General features: G+C 43.0%; 18 protein-coding genes, 1 rRNA gene and 1 riboswitch. Of the genes, 1 reads left to right on the top strand and 18 read right to left on the bottom strand.

Going from position 1 to position 18510, the window contains the following annotated elements:
- Nucleotides 1-35: 35 nt before the first annotated feature.
- From pcrB to ASU00_RS12945, 4 genes are all read right to left on the bottom strand, one after another.
- The gene (gene pcrB / locus ASU00_RS12960) at nucleotides 36-719 is read right to left on the bottom strand and encodes a heptaprenylglyceryl phosphate synthase (RefSeq protein ID WP_057913895.1); all 684 of its coding nucleotides are present in this window, start codon (nucleotides 717-719) and stop codon (nucleotides 36-38) included.
- Nucleotides 720-949: 230 nt separating this feature from the next.
- Nucleotides 950-1264, bottom strand: a complete 315-nt coding sequence (locus ASU00_RS12955; RefSeq protein WP_057913894.1) for a YerC/YecD family TrpR-related protein — start codon at nucleotides 1262-1264, stop codon at nucleotides 950-952.
- A gap of 26 nt (nucleotides 1265-1290) precedes the next feature.
- The gene (locus ASU00_RS12950) at nucleotides 1291-2328 is read right to left on the bottom strand and encodes a DUF3048 domain-containing protein (protein WP_057913893.1); all 1038 of its coding nucleotides are present in this window, start codon (nucleotides 2326-2328) and stop codon (nucleotides 1291-1293) included.
- Nucleotides 2329-2371: 43 nt separating this feature from the next.
- The gene (locus tag ASU00_RS12945) at nucleotides 2372-4117 is read right to left on the bottom strand and encodes an adenine deaminase C-terminal domain-containing protein (protein WP_057913892.1); all 1746 of its coding nucleotides are present in this window, start codon (nucleotides 4115-4117) and stop codon (nucleotides 2372-2374) included.
- 148 nt (nucleotides 4118-4265) lie between these two features.
- On the opposite strand from ASU00_RS12945, the gene ASU00_RS12940 reads away from it, so the two are divergent.
- On the top strand, nucleotides 4266-4532 hold the full coding sequence (locus ASU00_RS12940) for a YgaP-like transmembrane domain (protein ID WP_057913891.1): 267 nt from the start codon (nucleotides 4266-4268) through the stop codon (nucleotides 4530-4532).
- A gap of 54 nt (nucleotides 4533-4586) precedes the next feature.
- Here ASU00_RS12940 and purD read toward each other — a convergent pair whose 3' ends face one another.
- The 14 genes from purD to rrf form a co-directional block, all read right to left on the bottom strand.
- Nucleotides 4587-5858: a phosphoribosylamine--glycine ligase gene (gene purD / locus ASU00_RS12935; protein ID WP_057913890.1), complete on the bottom strand. Its 1272-nt coding sequence runs from the start codon at nucleotides 5856-5858 to the stop codon at nucleotides 4587-4589.
- 20 nt (nucleotides 5859-5878) lie between these two features.
- Nucleotides 5879-7414 (bottom strand): bifunctional phosphoribosylaminoimidazolecarboxamide formyltransferase/IMP cyclohydrolase, encoded by a 1536-nt coding sequence (gene purH / locus ASU00_RS12930; RefSeq protein ID WP_057913889.1) that lies wholly within the window; start codon nucleotides 7412-7414, stop codon nucleotides 5879-5881.
- Between the two features lie 18 nt (nucleotides 7415-7432).
- Entirely contained in the window at nucleotides 7433-8008 is a 576-nt protein-coding gene (purN, locus tag ASU00_RS12925) for a phosphoribosylglycinamide formyltransferase (protein WP_057913888.1), read from the bottom strand.
- Complete coding sequence (gene purM / locus ASU00_RS12920) at nucleotides 8008-9033, bottom strand: phosphoribosylformylglycinamidine cyclo-ligase (RefSeq protein ID WP_057913887.1); 1026 nt, start codon at nucleotides 9031-9033, stop codon at nucleotides 8008-8010. Before purM ends, purN begins: the two co-directional genes overlap by 1 nt.
- 42 nt (nucleotides 9034-9075) lie before the next feature.
- Nucleotides 9076-10491, bottom strand: coding sequence for an amidophosphoribosyltransferase (gene purF / locus ASU00_RS12915; protein WP_057913886.1), 1416 nt, complete (start codon nucleotides 10489-10491; stop codon nucleotides 9076-9078).
- Nucleotides 10476-12701: a phosphoribosylformylglycinamidine synthase subunit PurL gene (gene purL, locus ASU00_RS12910; protein WP_057913885.1), complete on the bottom strand. Its 2226-nt coding sequence runs from the start codon at nucleotides 12699-12701 to the stop codon at nucleotides 10476-10478. The genes purF and purL overlap by 16 nt, the downstream gene beginning before the upstream one ends.
- Nucleotides 12685-13371, bottom strand: coding sequence for a phosphoribosylformylglycinamidine synthase subunit PurQ (purQ, locus tag ASU00_RS12905; protein ID WP_057913884.1), 687 nt, complete (start codon nucleotides 13369-13371; stop codon nucleotides 12685-12687). The genes purL and purQ overlap by 17 nt, the downstream gene beginning before the upstream one ends.
- Complete coding sequence (gene purS / locus ASU00_RS12900; RefSeq protein ID WP_057913883.1) at nucleotides 13368-13622, bottom strand: phosphoribosylformylglycinamidine synthase subunit PurS; 255 nt, start codon at nucleotides 13620-13622, stop codon at nucleotides 13368-13370. The genes purQ and purS overlap by 4 nt, the downstream gene beginning before the upstream one ends.
- Nucleotides 13615-14334 carry a phosphoribosylaminoimidazolesuccinocarboxamide synthase gene (gene purC / locus ASU00_RS12895; RefSeq protein ID WP_057913882.1) on the bottom strand — a complete coding sequence of 240 codons (720 nt, stop codon included), beginning with the start codon at nucleotides 14332-14334 and terminating at the stop codon, nucleotides 13615-13617. Before purC ends, purS begins: the two co-directional genes overlap by 8 nt.
- Before the next feature lie 104 nt (nucleotides 14335-14438).
- Nucleotides 14439-15731: an adenylosuccinate lyase gene (gene purB / locus ASU00_RS12890; RefSeq protein ID WP_057913881.1), complete on the bottom strand. Its 1293-nt coding sequence runs from the start codon at nucleotides 15729-15731 to the stop codon at nucleotides 14439-14441.
- Nucleotides 15728-16888, bottom strand: a complete 1161-nt coding sequence (gene purK / locus ASU00_RS12885; RefSeq protein ID WP_057913880.1) for a 5-(carboxyamino)imidazole ribonucleotide synthase — start codon at nucleotides 16886-16888, stop codon at nucleotides 15728-15730. Before purK ends, purB begins: the two co-directional genes overlap by 4 nt.
- On the bottom strand, nucleotides 16872-17360 hold the full coding sequence (purE, locus tag ASU00_RS12880; protein WP_057913879.1) for a 5-(carboxyamino)imidazole ribonucleotide mutase: 489 nt from the start codon (nucleotides 17358-17360) through the stop codon (nucleotides 16872-16874). Before purE ends, purK begins: the two co-directional genes overlap by 17 nt.
- A gap of 147 nt (nucleotides 17361-17507) precedes the next feature.
- Nucleotides 17508-17609, bottom strand: a riboswitch (purine riboswitch).
- A 74-nt stretch (nucleotides 17610-17683) separates the two neighbouring features.
- Entirely contained in the window at nucleotides 17684-17884 is a 201-nt protein-coding gene (locus ASU00_RS12875) for an NETI motif-containing protein (protein ID WP_057913878.1), read from the bottom strand.
- Nucleotides 17885-18416: 532 nt separating this feature from the next.
- Nucleotides 18417-18510 (bottom strand): 5S ribosomal RNA (rrf, locus tag ASU00_RS12870); the annotation flags it as partial.

Below are 18510 nucleotides of genomic sequence, written 5' to 3'. Positions count from 1 at the left end.
TTTCTGTTTTAGTATACTACATTTATTCCGTTTTTTCATTTCACTGCCGCAACTGTGGCAAGTGCCACCTTCAAATCCTGATAAATCACATTACCTACAACGATAACATCCGCAAACTCCGCCATCTCTTTGGCCTGTTCAACCGACTTTATCCCACCGCCATAAAATAAGACGGTATTCTCCAAGTTCTCTTTGGCCGCTTCCACCATCCTGACATCGCCAAACTCACCGCTGTATTCCAAATAAAAAATCGGCAGGTTGAACATCTTTTCTGCCATCATTGCATATGCACCCACATCATCCATATCAAGTTCAGTATTGGCTTTCGTCAATTGCGCCACCTTACAATCAGAATTGAGGATGCAATACCCCTCTACGAAAATCTCATCCCAATTTAACAAGTATCCATATTCTTTGACTGCCTGCTGATGCAGTTTCATCATCCAATCGGGATTGGAGCTATTGAGGACACTCGGAATGAAGTATAGATCGAAGCCAGGCGTCACCGTTTCAACAGAAGATATCTCCATCACGCAAGGGACGGAATACCGTCTGACCCGTGCCATCAGATGAAGCACATTCTCAAGCGTAATTCCATCCGTTCCCCCGACCATGATGGCATCTGTACCTGATTCACAGATCTTTTCCAGTGCCTCATCACTTATTTCTTTATTTGGATCGAGCTTGAAAACATGTTTCCACTCGCGAAAATCGTACATTATAATCCTCCATTCACACTTTCCATTACACCATTATAGCATTAAGATTTTTCATTAAAAAAGAGAAGTATCGATAAAATTCTTACCAAAAATAAATTGGCAATGTAAAACCCAGTATAAAACCGATACGACCAAAAGAAGGAGTACGGGAATGCACTAAACTCAAAAGAAAAAGCCGGGAATGGAATTCCTCGGCTTTTTCTGATTCACCATATAAAAAAACGATAGCATCAAGATTCTGTTGTTTCCTCAACGTTTTCCTTAATCCGGTTGAGAGCCATTGTATAAGCGTCATTCCCGTAATTCAAACAGCGTTTGACCCTGGAAATCGTAGCTGTGCTTGCTCCCGTTTCCGTTTCGATCTTATGATAGGTTTTACCTTCTTCAAGCATCCGGGCTACTTCTAGTCGCTGAGCTAAAGATGAAATTTCATTCACTGTACATAAATCATCAAAAAATCGATAACATTCGTCCAAATCACGCAAGGAAAGGATCGACTTAAACAGCTGATCGGTCTCTTTTCCTCTTAACTTATCAATTTGCATGTTACTCCCCCTCAATTTCTCGGGTATCAGAATGAGACATCTTTTACTAAACCAGGTTGATCCGGAATGATATTGATCCAGGTTTTCCCTGGAATCAACCCTACTTCCTCATCGCTTTTCACTGGTATGATCCTCCCACCCCTATTAACCCATTCCACTTCATTCAGTTTTCCTTTTTGAAGTAAATAACCTTTTCCACCACTGTTCAAATCTATTTTGCGACGGCCCTTTTCGTCAATCACTTTATGTGCGGCCTCAATGATCAATATATTATCAAGTAAAATCGGTTTATTCGATTTGTATTCGACTGCTTGCTCCCCATTCGAATACCGTTTATATTTCTTATCCGTGGCATCGTATTCATACTCAACATCATACTCTTTTAAACCATAGGATATCTCGACTTTTTGTGCCGATTCTCCTTGAAGGCCAGCTACATCTTCCTCTGTAAGGAAGGTGAATGGCTTTGGTGCACCCTTCATCTCATATCCCTTTTCCTTCGCTCCTTTTTGGATGCCGGCAAAAGAGATGTAAGAATTATGCGGAGCTTTTCGATCGTCCGAGCGTTGAAACAAAGTACCATCATAATATAATCCGTTCAAGTTATCAATATACCCTTTGTCCAGCATGGTTTTAGCCTCGGGGCTAAACCCATGGCACACGTAGATGCAATCGAGGCCTTTAGCCGTTTCGATATAGTAATCCCTTGCACTCCGAATCGGACCGATTTGGCTAGGCCTTTCGCTTTGGAAGATGGCTAAAAATCTGGTTATATCACCTTCTGCGAGCATTTCAAATACCAAATCGGCTTTAGAGAGGCCGGATTGCGGCCTTGCATTTGGATGGTTATTAATCATCACGGCTACGGCCCTTTGCTCGATACTTTCATCGGAGGAAACACCAGTAAGTGGAAACTTATTGCGAGGTTCATCTTTCACATCCGTGTTTTTTTTGTCAGCCTGATCTTTCGTCTTACTGTCATCCAATGCAGGTTCTTCTTTTGCCGAACAGCCTGCCAACAGTAAAATAGCCAAAACGATGAAAAGAACTCTCTTATAATTCATCCTTCCACTCCCCTGATTTATTAGCACTTTCTTCTCTTATATTTTAACGCATTATAGTAGGAAAGAGTATAGTTTTATTCATAACATCATACACGCCTCGCTGGGTTAGCCTTATATAAGGAAGATGTGTCGTCGAAAAGAACGAAAGGGTGTAAACAGGGTCGTCAAAGCGATAGCCCCTCTCGCACAGCAATCTTTTCAGCTCATTCTCTTCTTCAATCAGTTCAGGAACCTCCTTGGTGGACATGACTCCCTTTAACTTCAAGGGCAGTTCATGGATCACCTTACCTTGTTCTGTTAAAATGATTCCACCACCAATTTCCTTCAGGCGGTTAAATGCCAAGTGCATATCTTTTTTCCGCTTACCGATCAGAATGATGTCACCCGTATTGGTATAAGAGCCGGCAAAGCCACACAGCTTATTTGCAAAGCCTTTTAATATTGTATTAATTCGCCATTTTCCTTCCCGATCAATGAGCATGAAGAAGCATTCATCATTCTCAAAGGTCAGCTCTTCGTGCCCAACATCATTGGAAAGAGAATATGGCTTTGTAATTACGTTATTGACCAATTCAATTCCAAACGGCATTGAGAATTCAAAATCTTCCTTTAAACTAAGATCCCAATCAAGATCAAGTGGTTTAAAATCAAAATCACTCCACTCGATTTCCTGTTCATCGGGAATGATCTCACCCTCCCTTTTCACCCATTTCCCTTTTGCCATTACCGAAACCGGCGCAGGTTCCATTACATCGGTGAGGAAGTTAATGTTGGCTACCCTTCCTGTCGCAATATTGCCATGTAGATATTCAATATTATAATATCGTGCAATATTGATCGTTGCCATATTGTAAGCATCGATGACTGGAACGCCATGCTCTATTGCAATCTTTATTAAACAGTCTATGAAACCATCTTCATAAAAAGAAGGCGGTGATCCATCTGTCGTATAAAAGAATTTGTCATAATGGTCGATGCCGAGTTCATGGATTTCGGAAATCAGCTTAGGAAGATCCGGCCTGATTGAAGAATGTCTCAGCGACACATAATAGCCTTGCAGCAAGCGGGACATGACTTCATCTCCTGTCATTGCTTCATGATCACAGTCGGCGCCGAACAGGGTCATTTTTGCCAATGTCTTCTCTGAAGCCCCTGGAAAGTGTCCTTCTATTTTCTTCCTCATCCGCTTCGCTTCCTGAATCCAATGCAGCATCATGTCATCCCCATCCAGAAGCTTCGGCCAGCCGGTCAGTTCCCCGCCCTGTAATACGGCATCATGCTCCAGCCAGGATTTAACGGCTCCATGGGAAAACACCACATCTTCATCAATCAATTCCGTTTGCCCATCAAAACGGCTCCACCAGTACATTGTAACAGGAATGTTCCGTAATTCCTTCAAAAGAGAAAACGCTTTCTTTTTATCTAACTGCAAGAGAAACGGCAAGTTATCATTAATCAATGTCGTTGTGCCAAAATGAGATGCATAACGTGAAAAAGAAAGGGGATTATATAATTGAGAAGGATGGGAGTGAGGCTCAATATATCCCGGGACCAAATACTGGTTTGTGCAATCAACCATTTCACAATGATCTATATTATCAGGTAGCTTATCGCCAACATAGACGATCCGGTCCTCATATATCCATATATTCGCCTTCACCCATTTTCGTAGGGCTTGATTTAAATAAGTCGTATTTTTAAGCAGAATGTGTGGTGCCCTGTTGCCATCCAGCACATCTATATGTTCTCTAAGATGTTTATTTTTCCATCTATAGCGCTGTTCAAGCATAAACATTCCCCCATAATTTTTTAGAAACAAATGTATAAAAAAAAACCATTTTCAATCCAATTTTATTCCATAGTAACATACTTGCCTCATTAGAACAGTAATGTTACCCGGAATATTGTTAAATTTTTGTGAAGGGATGGACATAATTATGAAGTTTAAACAAAATATCAGTATAATTAATGCGTTAATGCGAATTACCTGCGGTTTAACCTTCCTTACATGGGCAGCGGCAAAAATGGTGAAAAAACCGTGGAAAAAACAATCTTATCTAATCGTGGTCATGCTTTCTGCCATGAAAATAGGCGAAGGAATCCTTCGCTATTGCCCTATCGTCGATGCTATGGAGAACGGGCAAACTTTAATGAAGAAGGAACACACTCAAGAAAACGAGCTGCTTCCATCAGATTCTAATTAATGATTGATCATAAAGAAGAAGCTGACTCTAGTTAGAGTCAGCTTCTTTGATTACTCATGAAAAATTGTATTGGATTGCACGATAACCGATATCCGTTCGCCAAAACAACCCTGCTTTTTCCACGTGACCTAACTCTTTATATACGTGAGCTTGTGCTGAGGCCAAATCTTTCCCTTTAGCTGCAACAAGAAGCACACGGCCGCCATTAGAGGTGAAGTTCCCTTCAGTATCAAGAGCCGTCCCGGCATGATAGATATGGGCATCGGCATCAATCTTTTCCAAGCCTTTAATGATAGATCCCTTTTTATATTCCCCTGGATATCCATCAGCTGCGACGACCACTCCAAGAACGGCTTCTTCATGCCACTCAAGCTGTAAATCTGCTCCAGAAAGAACTGCTTCAAGCGTATTAACGAAATCCGTTTTCAGGCGTGGTAAAACAACCTGCGTTTCCGGATCTCCAAAACGAGCATTGAACTCAATGACTTTCGTACCTTTTTCAGTAGCGATTAAACCTGCATATAATATGCCTGTGAAACTCCTGTTTTCTGAAATCATTGCATTCACCGTGGGTTGAAGAATGGTTTCGACCGCTGTCTGAACCATCTCATCGGAAATTTGCGGTACTGGTGAGTAAGCACCCATTCCACCTGTGTTCGGACCGTGATCTCCATCGAAAACGCGCTTGTGATCTTGGGCAATGACCATCGGATATACTTTATCGCCATTAACGAATGCCATCAACGAAAATTCCTCGCCGTCAAGGAATTCTTCGATGACGACCTTGGCAGAAGCTTCCCCGAACTTAGCTCCGACAAGCATATCATGGATGGCATCCAGCGCCTCTTCCATCGTCATCGCAACAACGACACCTTTGCCGGCAGCCAAGCCATCCGCTTTTATCACGATGGGTGCACCGATTTTTTCAATATATGCTTTTGCTGAATCATAATCAGAAAACGTTTCATATTCCGCAGTCGGTATGCTGTAATCCTTCATTAAATCTTTAGCAAAGGATTTGCTTCCTTCAATGACTGCAGCGCGACCATTAGGACCGAATGCCTTTAAGCCCGCTTCCGTAAAATCATCTACAATCCCGTTCAGCAATGGCGTTTCAGGTCCGACCACCGTCAATGAAATGTCATTTGCCTTGGCAAAAGCAATTAATTCCTCATGATTGCTTTCTTCGATCGGCACAAGAGTCGCTACATCCATCATGCCTGGATTTCCAGGTGCAGCAAAAACCGTCCCGACCCGTTCGCTTTCAAATAGTTTACGGGCTATAGCATGCTCCCTGCCGCCCCTGCCAATTACTAGTACATTCATTATCGCACCTCATCCTTTGATTAATGTTTAAAGTGACGAATTCCTGTAAACACCATCGTAATCCCATATTCATCAGCTTTCTTGATTGAATCCTCATCTTTAACAGATCCACCAGGCTGAATGATTGCCGTGACACCCGCTTTCGCAGCCGCTTCAACCGTATCATCCATTGGGAAGAAAGCATCCGATGCCAAAGCACTGCCTGCTGCTCTTTCACCAGCTTGCTCCAGAGCGATTTTTGCAGCTCCAACACGGTTCATTTGACCAGCACCAACGCCTAACGTCATTTGATCGTTACATACCACAATTGCATTCGATTTCACATGCTTCACGATTTTCCAGCCAAGCTCCATGGCCTTCCACTCAGCAGGTGTAGGCTCACGCTTCGTTGCGACCTTCACTTCTGCATCTTGTAGGCTATGTGCATCGCGGTCTTGAATGAGTAAGCCGCCTTCAATGGATGTCAATTTACGTTCCGGCTTTTTAACCGCGTCGAAATCGATCGTTAATAAACGAAGGTTTTTCTTGCTTGTCAACACTTCCACTGCCTCATCCGTAAATCCAGGGGCAATGATGATTTCAAGGAAAATTTCATGAAGTCTTTGTGCAGTCGCTTTATCGACTTCACGATTCAAAGCAATGATTCCACCAAAGATGGAAGTGGCATCTGCTTCATAAGCTTTTTCATATGCTTCTAAAATGGTTGCTCCGACACCGACGCCGCAAGGGTTCATATGTTTGACGGCAACTGCAGCGGGCTCATTGAATTCCTTAACGATTTGAAGTGCTGCATCTGCATCATTAATGTTGTTGTATGAAAGTTCTTTTCCATGTAATTGCTTCGCTTCTGCAATCGAGAAAACGGAACCGAGCGGTTTTTTATAGAATGCGGCTTTTTGATGAGGATTTTCCCCATAACGAAGCGACTGTTTTAATTCATAGGTAACAGTTAACGTTTCTGGATTCTCTTCTTCGGCAAGCTCTGTCATATATTCAGAAATGACAGCATCATATGCTGCTGTATGGCGGAAGACTTTTGCTGCCAAACGGCGATTCGTGGTTTTTGATACAGCACCTTTTTCCTTCAGCTCAGCCAATACGGTTGGATAGTCATTGGAATCGACGATAACCGTCACATATTCGTGGTTTTTGGCAGAAGAACGAAGCATCGTCGGTCCGCCGATATCGATGTTTTCAATGGCATCTTCCACAGTGACTTCCGGCTTGGAGATCGTCGCTTGGAATGGATATAAGTTCACACACACTAATTGGATCGGTTCAATATTATGCTCTGCAAGCTGCGCTGCATGATTTTCGTCATCATGTTTTGCCAATACTGCTCCATGAACATTCGGGTGAAGCGTTTTAACACGGCCATCGAGGATTTCCGGGAAACCAGTAACATCACTGATTCCAATCACATCAACGCCATTATCCTGCAGCGTTTTTTTCGTACCGCCGGTTGAAATGATTTCAAAGCCTGCCTCAAGTAAACCTTGAGCAAATTCGATGATACCTGTTTTATCCGATACACTAATTAAAGCACGTATTTTCATGTTATGTTGGTCCCTCCATTAAGTAAGTTGCTGTTGGCATAGCTCCTGTAAAACGGACGGATACAGATCATGCTCCGTTTCCTGAATTCTTTTTTGAAGAATATCTATCGTATCTCCATCAAGAATCGGTACCGTTTTTTGGACAATGATCGGTCCTGTGTCCATTCCTTCATCTACATAATGTATCGTGACTCCCGTTTCCATCACTCCGGCTTCAAAAGCCTGGCCAACTGCATCCTTGCCGGGAAAATCCGGCAGGAGCGAAGGATGGATGTTCACGATGGCTTGTGGATATTCTTGTAATAAGGTCGGACCTATCAAACGCATATAGCCAGCCAGAATAATCATTTCCACATCACATTGGCGAAGTTCCTCCAGGATTTCCGATTCAAACTCCGCCTTGTTAGCGTAATTCTTCGCTGAGAAGGAAAAAGAATGAACATTTTCAAGCCTCGCTCTCTCTAGCACATATGCGTCTTCACGATCGCAAACGACCAGACAGATTTCGGCCTTCACTTCTCCGCTTTTTATCGCATTTGCAATTGATTGAAAATTACTACCGTTACCTGATGCAAAGACAGCAAGACGCTTCATTATTTGAATGACACTCCATTTCCAGCCACAATCGTTCCGATAATTGATGCTTCCTCACCGCAAGACCGTAGATGGGCTAACACAGCAGCTGCATCTTCTTTTTTCACGACAGCTGTCATTCCAATACCCATATTGAAGATATTGAACATTTCCTCTTTTACAAGCTTTCCTTTTTCTTCAAGGAACGAGAATACAGGAGGAATTACCCAGCTTCCAAGCTCGATTTCCACACCGCATCCTTCAGGTAGGATACGTGGTATATTTTCGATGAACCCGCCACCGGTGATATGGGCAAGACCATTTATCTCGAATTTTTCCAAAGTAGACAACACGGACTTCACATAGATTTTCGTCGGTTTTAACAATTCCTCGCCTAATTTGCAATCTAACTGTGGTACGAAGTCATGAAGTCCCATACCCGCATCTTCTAGAAGGATTTTACGAACAAGGGAGTAACCATTACTATGAATACCGCTTGAAGCAAGGCCAATAACGACATCACCAGCTGTGATTGCCTCACCCGTAATTAAACGTGATTTTTCAACGGCCCCAACAGTAAAACCTGCCACATCATATTCTTCCAGCTCGTACATGCCTGGCATTTCCGCAGTTTCTCCGCCGATCAAAGCACAGCCTGCTTGCTCACAGCCATCCGCAATTCCTTTGACGATCATTTCAATCCGTTCTGGGTCCGCTTTACCACAGGCTATATAATCTAAAAAGTATAAAGGTGCAGCACCTTGAACGACAACATCGTTGACGCACATCGCTACACAATCCACTCCAATTGTATCGTGCTTATCCATCATGAAGGCCAATAAAAGTTTCGTACCCACTCCATCCGTACCTGAAATGAGCACAGGTTCTTTCAGGTTCAAGGAAGACAAATCGAACATGCCCCCGAAACCGCCCAGCCCATTCATTACTTCTGGACGAAATGTGCGCTTCACATGTTTTTTCATCCTATTTACCGCTTCATAACCAGCCTCAATATCCACACCAGCCTGTTTGTAGGCATTAGCCATTTGAAATCCCCCTCCGAAAATCGTTCTTCATTTCCGACATGATCAGCATTTAGTTTTTTCTCGTTCGTATTCAAAAATTTCAGTCGGATAATTTCCGGTGAAACAAGCTAGACATGACCCGCGCGTTTCTCCAGCAAATGGACGGCCAATTGCTTCGACCATGCCTTCAACACTTAAGAAAGTCAAGGAATCCGCACCAATGATTTCCCTAATTTCCTCGACCGATTTAGAGTTCGCTATCAGTTCATCTTTTTTAGATGTATCTATTCCGTAAAAACAAGGATTTTTGATTGGCGGCGAACTGATGACAACGTGCACTTCTTTCGCTCCTGCATCTTTCAGCATACCGACGATCCTTCTGCTTGTAGTTCCTCGGACAATGGAATCATCAACCATTATCACCCGCTTACCTTCTACGACCCCTCTTACAGGTGAAAGCTTCATCTTCACGCCTTGTTCACGCAAACTCTGCGATGGCTGAATGAATGTGCGTCCTACATAACGGTTTTTAATTAAGCCCATTTCATAAGGAATGCCTGCCGCCTCAGCATAGCCAATCGCTGCCGAGATGCTGGAGTCGGGTACACCCGTTACGACATCTGCTTCAATTTTGGTTTCCAGTGCCATTTGCTTCCCAAGGTTCTTTCGTGCCGTATGAACGTTGATTCCATCGATATTGCTATCGGGACGGGAAAAATACACATATTCCATCGTGCACATGGCCTGTTGACTGGAAAGGGAAAAGTACTCGGATGTGATTCCCTCATCATTAATGATAACGAGTTCACCCGGCTCTATATCGCGGATAAATTCTGCACCTACAATATCAAGAGCACATGTTTCGGATGCGGCAAAATAAGCATCGCCTATTTTACCTAACGAAAGCGGGCGGAAACCGTGCGGATCTCTCGCCATGATCATTTGGTTTTCGGTCATGATGACGAAAGCATACGCACCCTTCAGCATGCTTAAACTGCTTTTCACGGAATCCCTGACATCTGAGTAGCCCGACCGCTTAATCAAATGTGCCAGAACTTCCGTATCCGATGTCGTTTGAAAGATACTTCCCTGTCCTTCAAGTTGTGCTTTTAGCTGATTGGCATTGACGATATTCCCATTATGGGCAAGCGCCAGGCCACCTGTATGTGAATTAAACAAGAAAGGCTGAACGTTTTGGTACCCGCCGCCGCCTGCCGTTGTATAACGGACATGGCCGATTGCCGCTTTTCCTGTACCAGAAAGTGCTTGCATTTTTTCAGCCGTGAAGATCTCTGTGACGAGACCTTCACCTTTAGAGATGGACATCTGCTCACCGTCCGTGACGACGATGCCCGCTCCCTCTTGTCCACGGTGCTGCAAACTATGCAACCCGTAATAAGCAAGTTGTGCTGCATCTGGGTGTCCCCAGACGCCAACTACTCCACACTCTTCGTTTAGGCTTCTTATTTCAGCAAGCATGGTATAGCTCCCTTCCAAGCTGTTTGTAAAGCATCAACGTCCGCTTCCAATACGTTGCTTTCACTGCCTGCCTCGGTCACGACTAATTTATTATTTTCCGTTACTGAACCAATACAAATGGCATCTTCAACAAGTGCTTCAAATGCGTCTTTGTTTTCAGGTTTAATGGATAGTAAGAAGCGCGATTGCGTTTCACTGAAAAGCTCGGATACCAGTTCGCCGGAAATATTCACTTTAGCACCTAGCTTGTTTGCCCCGAATAAAGATTCAGCTAATGCGACGGCCAAACCACCTTCCGAAAGATCATGAGCTGATGCAACCAATCCTGCTTTGATTGCAGTGAGAATTTGCTGCTGACGCTTTTGTTCTACAGTCAAATCAAGTTCTGGTGCGCGCCCAAAGATTTTTCCATGAAGCATTTTTTGTAATTCACTGCCTCCAAATTCCACTTTTGCTTCACCGACCACATAAATCAAATCGGATTCATTTTTAAACGATTGCGTAGTGATATGTTGAAGATCGCTGACAAGACCGACCATCCCAACTACAGGTGTCGGATAAATCGCTTCACCATTCGTCTCATTGTAAAGCGAGACATTTCCGCCAATGACAGGAGTACTTAAGCTTCTGCAAGCTTCACTCATACCGTCTGCCGCTTTTTCCAGTTGCCAGAATATCTCTGGTTTTTCTGGGTTCCCAAAATTCAAGCAATCCGTAATGGCTAGAGGTTCCGCACCAGAGCAAATGATGTTACGTGCTGCTTCAGCAACTGCGATTTTTCCTCCTGTTTCAGGATCCAAATATATATAGCGAGAGTTGCAATCCGTCGTCATCGCAAGAGCTTTGTTTGTACCTCGTACACGTACTACCGCTGCATCCGATCCAGGTGAAACGACCGTATTCGTGCGGACCATGTAATCATATTGATCGTAGACCCATTCCTTGCTCGAAATCGTCGGCTGCTTCAATAGTGATACCAATGTTTCTTTATAATCTTCAATGACAGGCACTTCTGCCGTCATGCTTTGGAAGTCACGGAAATATTGCGGTTCTGCAGATGGCTTGTGATAAATCGGAGCTTCTTCAGCCAAAGCATCGACCGGAACCTCAGCAACGATTTCGCCTTGATGGGAAAGTGTTAGATTTTTATCATCCGTTACCACTCCGACAGCAACTGCTTCTAGGTCATATTTCGTAAACAAGTCAACGATTTCCTGTTCGCGTCCTTTTGTGACTACGATCAGCATCCGCTCTTGTGATTCAGAAAGCATCATTTCATAAGCCGTCATTCCCGTTTCACGCTGCGGTACCAAATCTAGGTTCATTTTTATTCCTGAACCAGCTTTACTGGCCATCTCGGCAGAAGAGCTTGTAAGACCAGCTGCTCCCATATCCTGAATGCCAACAAGGGCATCATTTTGAATCAATTCAAGGCATGCTTCCAAAAGCAACTTCTCCATGAATGGATCGCCGACTTGTACGGCAGGCCGTTTTTCTTCTGAAGACTCTGATAGTTCTTCAGATGCGAATGTTGCTCCATGAATACCATCACGTCCAGTTTTGGCACCCACATACATTACTGTGTTGCCAACTCCATGCGCTTGGCCCTTTTTAATGTCCTTATGATCGATCAAGCCGACACACATTGCATTGACCAGAGGATTTCCTTCATACGATGGATCGAATTGAATTTCTCCGCCGACAGTTGGAATTCCGATACAATTTCCGTAACCCGCAATCCCGGCAACGACTTCTTTGAATAGATATTTCACGCGGTCGTTATCTAGCTCACCGAAACGAAGCGAGTTCAACATTGCAATCGGACGGGCACCCATGGAGAAAACATCACGGATAATTCCGCCGACACCAGTAGCGGCACCTTGGTAAGGCTCGATAGCCGATGGATGGTTATGACTTTCTATCTTAAAAACGACAGCTTGATCGTCACCGATATCGACGATTCCTGCGCCTTCACCAGGACCTTGAAGCACTTTCTCTCCTGTAATCGGGAATTTCCTTAAGATGGGTTTTGAGTTTTTGTAGGAACAATGCTCTGACCACATAACCGAAAACAATCCTGTTTCCGTATAATTCGGCAGTCTGCCTAAGATTTTCTCCACCATGGCAAATTCTTTATCGGATAGTCCCATAGTTGCGTATAAGCGATCCGATTTAATTTTTTCCGGACTTGGTTCAAGCTGTAATAACATGTGATTCCCTCCAGTTTTTTACGATGGATTGAAAAATCTTTAAGCCGTCTTTACTGCCAAGCAGTGAATCAACAGCACGTTCGGGATGAGGCATCATTCCGAGGACATTTCCTTGTTCATTCGTAATTCCCGCTATCTGCTCCAAGCTTCCGTTTGGATTCTCACCATCATATGTGAACAAGATGCGGTTATCTCGTTTCAATTCAGCCAATGTTTCATTATCACAGTAGTAATTCCCTTCACCGTGAGCAATTGGAATTGTAATCGTTTCATCCACTTCATAACCTGTCGTAAACATGGATTGATTATTTTTAACCTTCAAACCTACATTGCGGCAAATGAACTTCAGCCCATCATTACGGCGCATCGCACCAGGTAGAAGTCCTGCTTCAAGTAAAATCTGAAAACCGTTGCAAACACCAAGAACAGGCTTTCCGGCCTGTGCCGCTTTTACGACTTCGGCCATTACATTCGAAAAACGGGCAATCGCTCCAGAGCGTAAATAGTCTCCATAAGAGAAGCCTCCAGGAAGGAGAATCCCATCATACTGATCTAGATTGTCTGTGGAATGCCACACATACTCCACTTCTTCCCCTAGTGCATCCTTAATCGCATGGTACATATCGATATCACAATTGGAACCAGGGAAAACTATGACAGCAAATTTCATTGGGTGATAACCTCCTCAACATCATAGCGGTAAGCTTCAATTACCGTATTGGCCAATAGTTTTTCACACATTTCCTTCACAAGCTGATCTAAATCACGATCCGTATCCTCTATTGTAAGTTCAATGTATTTCCCTACACGTACATCGCTTACTTCGTTATAGGTCATGCTATGAAGTGATTGTTGAACTGCTGCTCCTTGTGGATCTAGTACACTTTCGCGTAGTGTGATATATACTTTAACCTTATACATGTTGAGTGCCCTCCAACTTTGCTAGTATTTTTTCGTAAGCTTCTGTTAAACTGCCTAAATTACGACGGAATACATCTTTGTCTAATTTTTCGTTCGTGTTTACATCCCATAAACGGCACGTATCAGGTGAAATCTCATCAGCCAGCAGAATGTCTCCATTCGATGTTTTCCCGAACTCTAATTTAAAATCTATCAATCTAATATCCATCTCTTTGAAGAACGAGGTTAGGACTGTATTTATTTCCTGTGCCTTTTCTTTTAAAATTGCTACATCTTCCTTACTAGCAAGTGCCAATTCTTCAATATGGTCTTCCGTCAACAGAGGATCGCCGAGCTCATCATCTTTATAGTAAAACTCAACCAGCGTTTTCTTGAGCGGCTTGCCTTCTTCCATGCCTGTTCTTTTAGAAAAACTGCCAGCAGCCGTATTTCTGACAACCACTTCAAGCGGAATGATGGATACCCTCTTGACTAGCTGCTCCCGGTCGGAAAGCTTTTCAATAAAATGGGACGGAATATTCTCTTCGGCAAGCTTTGAAAATAGTAAGCTAGTAATTTGATTATTCAATTTACCTTTTCCGGCAATCTCTGATTTCTTCTCACCATTAAAGGCTGTTGCCGAGTCTTTGTATTCCACCCAAACTATTTCACTGTTGTCTGTTGCAAAAATTTGCTTAGCTTTTCCTTCATACAACAATTCTCGTTTTTCCATCTGTCCAGACCCCCACATTGTGAATATTATGAATCTTCCTGCCATTGATCAGGCTTGGCAAACATAACACCGCTTATTGGTGCCATGTTCGCCGCCTTCACTTTTTATAAACCTAAACGATCAAAGATTACATCAACATTTTTCAGGTGATGTGTCGGATCGAAACAATCATCAAGTTCTTCTTTCGTAAGCAAGCTTGTGATTTTATCATCCTTTTCGATCAGGCTTCTGAATGGAACCTGTTGCTCCCATGCTTCCATCGCTTTCGGCTGAACCGTATCATACGCTTCTTCACGGACAAGTCCTTTATCGATAAGGGATAGCAATACACGTTGTGAGAAAATCAATCCCAGTGTACGGTCCATATTGCGTTTCATATTTTCTGGATAAACGGTCAAGTTCTTAACGATATTGCTGAAACGGTTCAGCATATAATTTAAGGCGATCGTTGCATCCGGCAAGATGATGCGCTCAGCAGAAGAATGTGAAATGTCACGTTCATGCCATAAAGCTACATTCTCATATGCCGTCATCATGTAACCGCGGATAACACGAGCCATTCCCGTCATATTTTCAGAACCGATTGGGTTCCGTTTATGAGGCATTGCCGACGAACCTTTTTGTCCTTTTGCAAAGAACTCTTCCACTTCACGTGTTTCACTTTTTTGCAAGCCGCGAATTTCCACCGCGAACTTTTCAATCGATGTCGCAATCAACGCCAAAGTGCTCATGTAATGTGCATGACGGTCACGCTGCAATGTTTGTGTAGAAATTGGGGCTGCTTCAAGACCAAGTTTTTCACAAACGTATTTTTCAACGAACGGATCGATGTTTGCATAGGTCCCGACAGCGCCAGAAATCTTTCCAACTTCTATGTTCTTTCTCGCTTCATCAAAACGTTCAACATTACGTTTCATTTCTTGATACCAAAGCGCAAGCTTCAAGCCAAAAGTAGTCGGTTCTGCATGAACTCCATGCGTACGTCCCATCTGAACCGTGTATTTATGTTCTTTTGCCTTGTTTTTCAGGATCTCAACGAAGTTATTCAAATCCTTCGAAAGGATATCATTCGCTTGCTTAATCACATATGAAAGAGCTGTATCCACCACATCAGTAGATGTTAATCCGTAATGTACCCATTTCCGTTCGTCACCTAATGTTTCAGATACCGCACGAGTGAAAGCAACAACATCGTGGCGTGTATCTTTTTCGATTTCATTGATACGCTCCACATCGAATGTCGCATTTTCACGAAGAAGCTTCACATCTTCCTTTGGAATGACACCAAGTTCAGACCATGCTTCACAAGCTAAGATTTCTACTTCCAACCACGCATTAAAGCGGTTTGTTTCTGTCCAAATGTTCCCCATTTCTGGGCGGGTATAACGTTCAATCATTTTACTTCCTCCGTTTCAACCTGTTGATTCCATATTTTGCTTCGATCACTTTCCAAAAGAGCTTCCTCAGTCGTTGGACGTAAAATATTCACATGCCCCATTTTTCGCTTATGCTTGGCTTCTTTCTTACCGTAAAGGTGAACCTTCCAATCTGATAGCGTCGGAATTTCATTCATTAAGGGTTCGATATGCTCACCAAGTATGTTTATCATTACCACAGGCTTCAATAACGCCGTATTTCCAAGTGGCCAATTGCAGACAGCCCTTATATGCTGTTCAAACTGTGATGTCTCACATGCTTCCATTGTATAATGGCCGGAGTTATGAGGTCTTGGCGCTAATTCATTAATGATGATTTCATCTTGATCTGTTAAGAACATCTCGACTGCCAATGTCCCTACTAACTCAAGTTTTTCTGCTAGCTGCAAAGCTTCATCAATGGCTTTCCGTTCAGCTTTATGGCTAATACGAGCAGGAACAATACTTTTATGAAGAATGTTCTCGATGTGAATGTTTTCTGCAATCGGAAAATGACTTACCTCGCCATCTGCCTTGCGCGTCACGATAATGGAGATTTCTTTTACGAAAGGAATCCAGGCTTCCAGCACACATACACCTGTTTGGAGCAGGGATTCAGCCTTTTTGATATCGGCTTCTTTTTTAATTACCAACTGCCCTTTTCCATCATAACCGCCCCGCGTCGTTTTTAACACACTAGGGTACCCTAATTTCTCAATATGAAGGTAAATTTCCGAAATATCCTGTATTTCCTGATATGGAGCAACCGATGCTCCTGCTTCGGATATAGCTTTTTTTTCAGTTAGTCGATCTTGTGTAAGCTTTAATAATTCAGAGCCCTGGGGAAGAAATGCATGTTGCTTTAACCAATCCAAAGCTTTAGAACTAATATTTTCAAACTCATAAGTTATGACATCACTGACCTCTGCTAACCTTCTTAACGCATCGATGTCATCATAAGCTCCAATGACTTCAATATCCGCCACTTGCGCACAAGGACCATCTGCCGTTGGCTCAAGGACCGCTATCTTAAAGCCCGATGCCTTCGCCGACAAGGCCATCATCCTGCCCAATTGTCCACCGCCGATAATTCCAATGGTCTGTCCCGGTAAAATGATTGTATTATTTAAGTTGTTCACTGCTGCTTAACACCTTTTCTCTCGTTTCGTCTCGTAAAGCTTCCAATCTCCCGGCAATTTCAGGATTGAAAGCCGCTAACATTTGAGCCGCTAATAAACCAGCATTGACTGCACCTGCTTTTCCGATTGCGACTGTCGCAACCGGTACACCGCCAGGCATTTGAACAATCGATAATAATGAATCCATCCCGTTTAATGCCTTCGATTGTATCGGTACTCCAATCACTGGGACAATCGTTTTGGCCGCTGTCATACCTGGAAGATGTGCTGCCCCACCTGCCCCGGCAATGATCACTTTAATATCTCTATCTTTAGCATTCTCTGCATATTCAAATAGTAAATCCGGCGTCCTGTGGGCGGAAACGACTCTTTTTTCATAGGGAATCTCAAGCTGTTCCAATGATTCACAAGCGTATTTCATCGTTTCCCAATCTGAGACACTTCCCATTATAACCCCAACTTGCGGTTTCATATCATCATTCCCTCCAACACTCATATTATGGCGTGACGCTTCTCATTATATAAAAAAACCGGACAGAATGCCTCCTCATAGAGGAAGCATTCTGTCCGGAAAAGAAAGCCTTTACGTAAACACAAAAGGCCTAGAATATATTCCGAATTAGTTAGATGCTTCTCTCATAGTCCAATGATTTACGGTCATCAGGTAGAAACTTTTGGGCCATATCCCCATGATTATATGAGATGTATTAATGTACCTTCATCTTACCTTTCGGCTATTTCAATGTCAAGTTAAAATCGAATATTTTCACAAGTTACCAATCAATCGTTCGTGTTTTACTCGATTAATTTTGCTTCGAAGACGATTTTTCGACCAACTGGCACATAATGGACTTTCCCATTCTCCATTCTTTCGGCAAATATAGGTTCTTCCGTGCGCCTTACAGGAAAGTACCCCGCCGCCTTCATTCGATCTAGGCAAGCATCGATTGTCTCTCCCTCGATAACTTCAAACTTTTCCTTACTCTTTTTACTCACGACATCGTTTCCTTTCTTATTCTATATATGTCTACCTTCACATTTAATAATGAACATTAAATTCATTCTAGTATCATGGACAAGAACTTCTAATGGCAAGGTCATTAGATGTACATTCCAGTTCACTTGCATATTCCTAATATATCATAGATATAGACATGATTAGAAAGAGTTATCCTTACCATTATACCTATTCAAGCTACACCACTCCACCGTACTCTATGCTCTTTACATAAACCCCTTTTCTACTCGCCTTCCTTCGGTTTACGGTCTCTTTTCATTTGCGTATAAAACCGCTATAAGTAAGTCATTGTTTAGAAACGGTTTTCCAAAAATGTTGAATAGCTACTTAAGGATTTTCTCTGTAGGTTGAATTATGCTGAGTCCAGGTCGATTTACTTCTCTCTAGGTTGAATTATGTTGTGTCCAGGACGAATTATTTCTCGCTAGGCCGGATTAGCAGCTACCTTCCCTTCATTTCGTCATGATTATACGCAAAAAAAGACCAGCCGGTTGGCTGATCTTTATATTGGCTTGGCGGCGTCCTACTCTCACAAGGGGAGACCCCCAACTACCATCGGCGCTGAAGAGCTTAACTGCCGTGTTCGGAATGGGAACGGGTGTGA

Source organism: Peribacillus muralis (assembly GCF_001439925.1).
GTDB classification, from domain to species: Bacteria; Bacillota; Bacilli; order Bacillales; family DSM-1321; genus Peribacillus; species Peribacillus muralis.
Note: the sequence above shows the minus strand (reverse complement) of the source record. Positions and strands in the feature narration are given on the sequence as shown.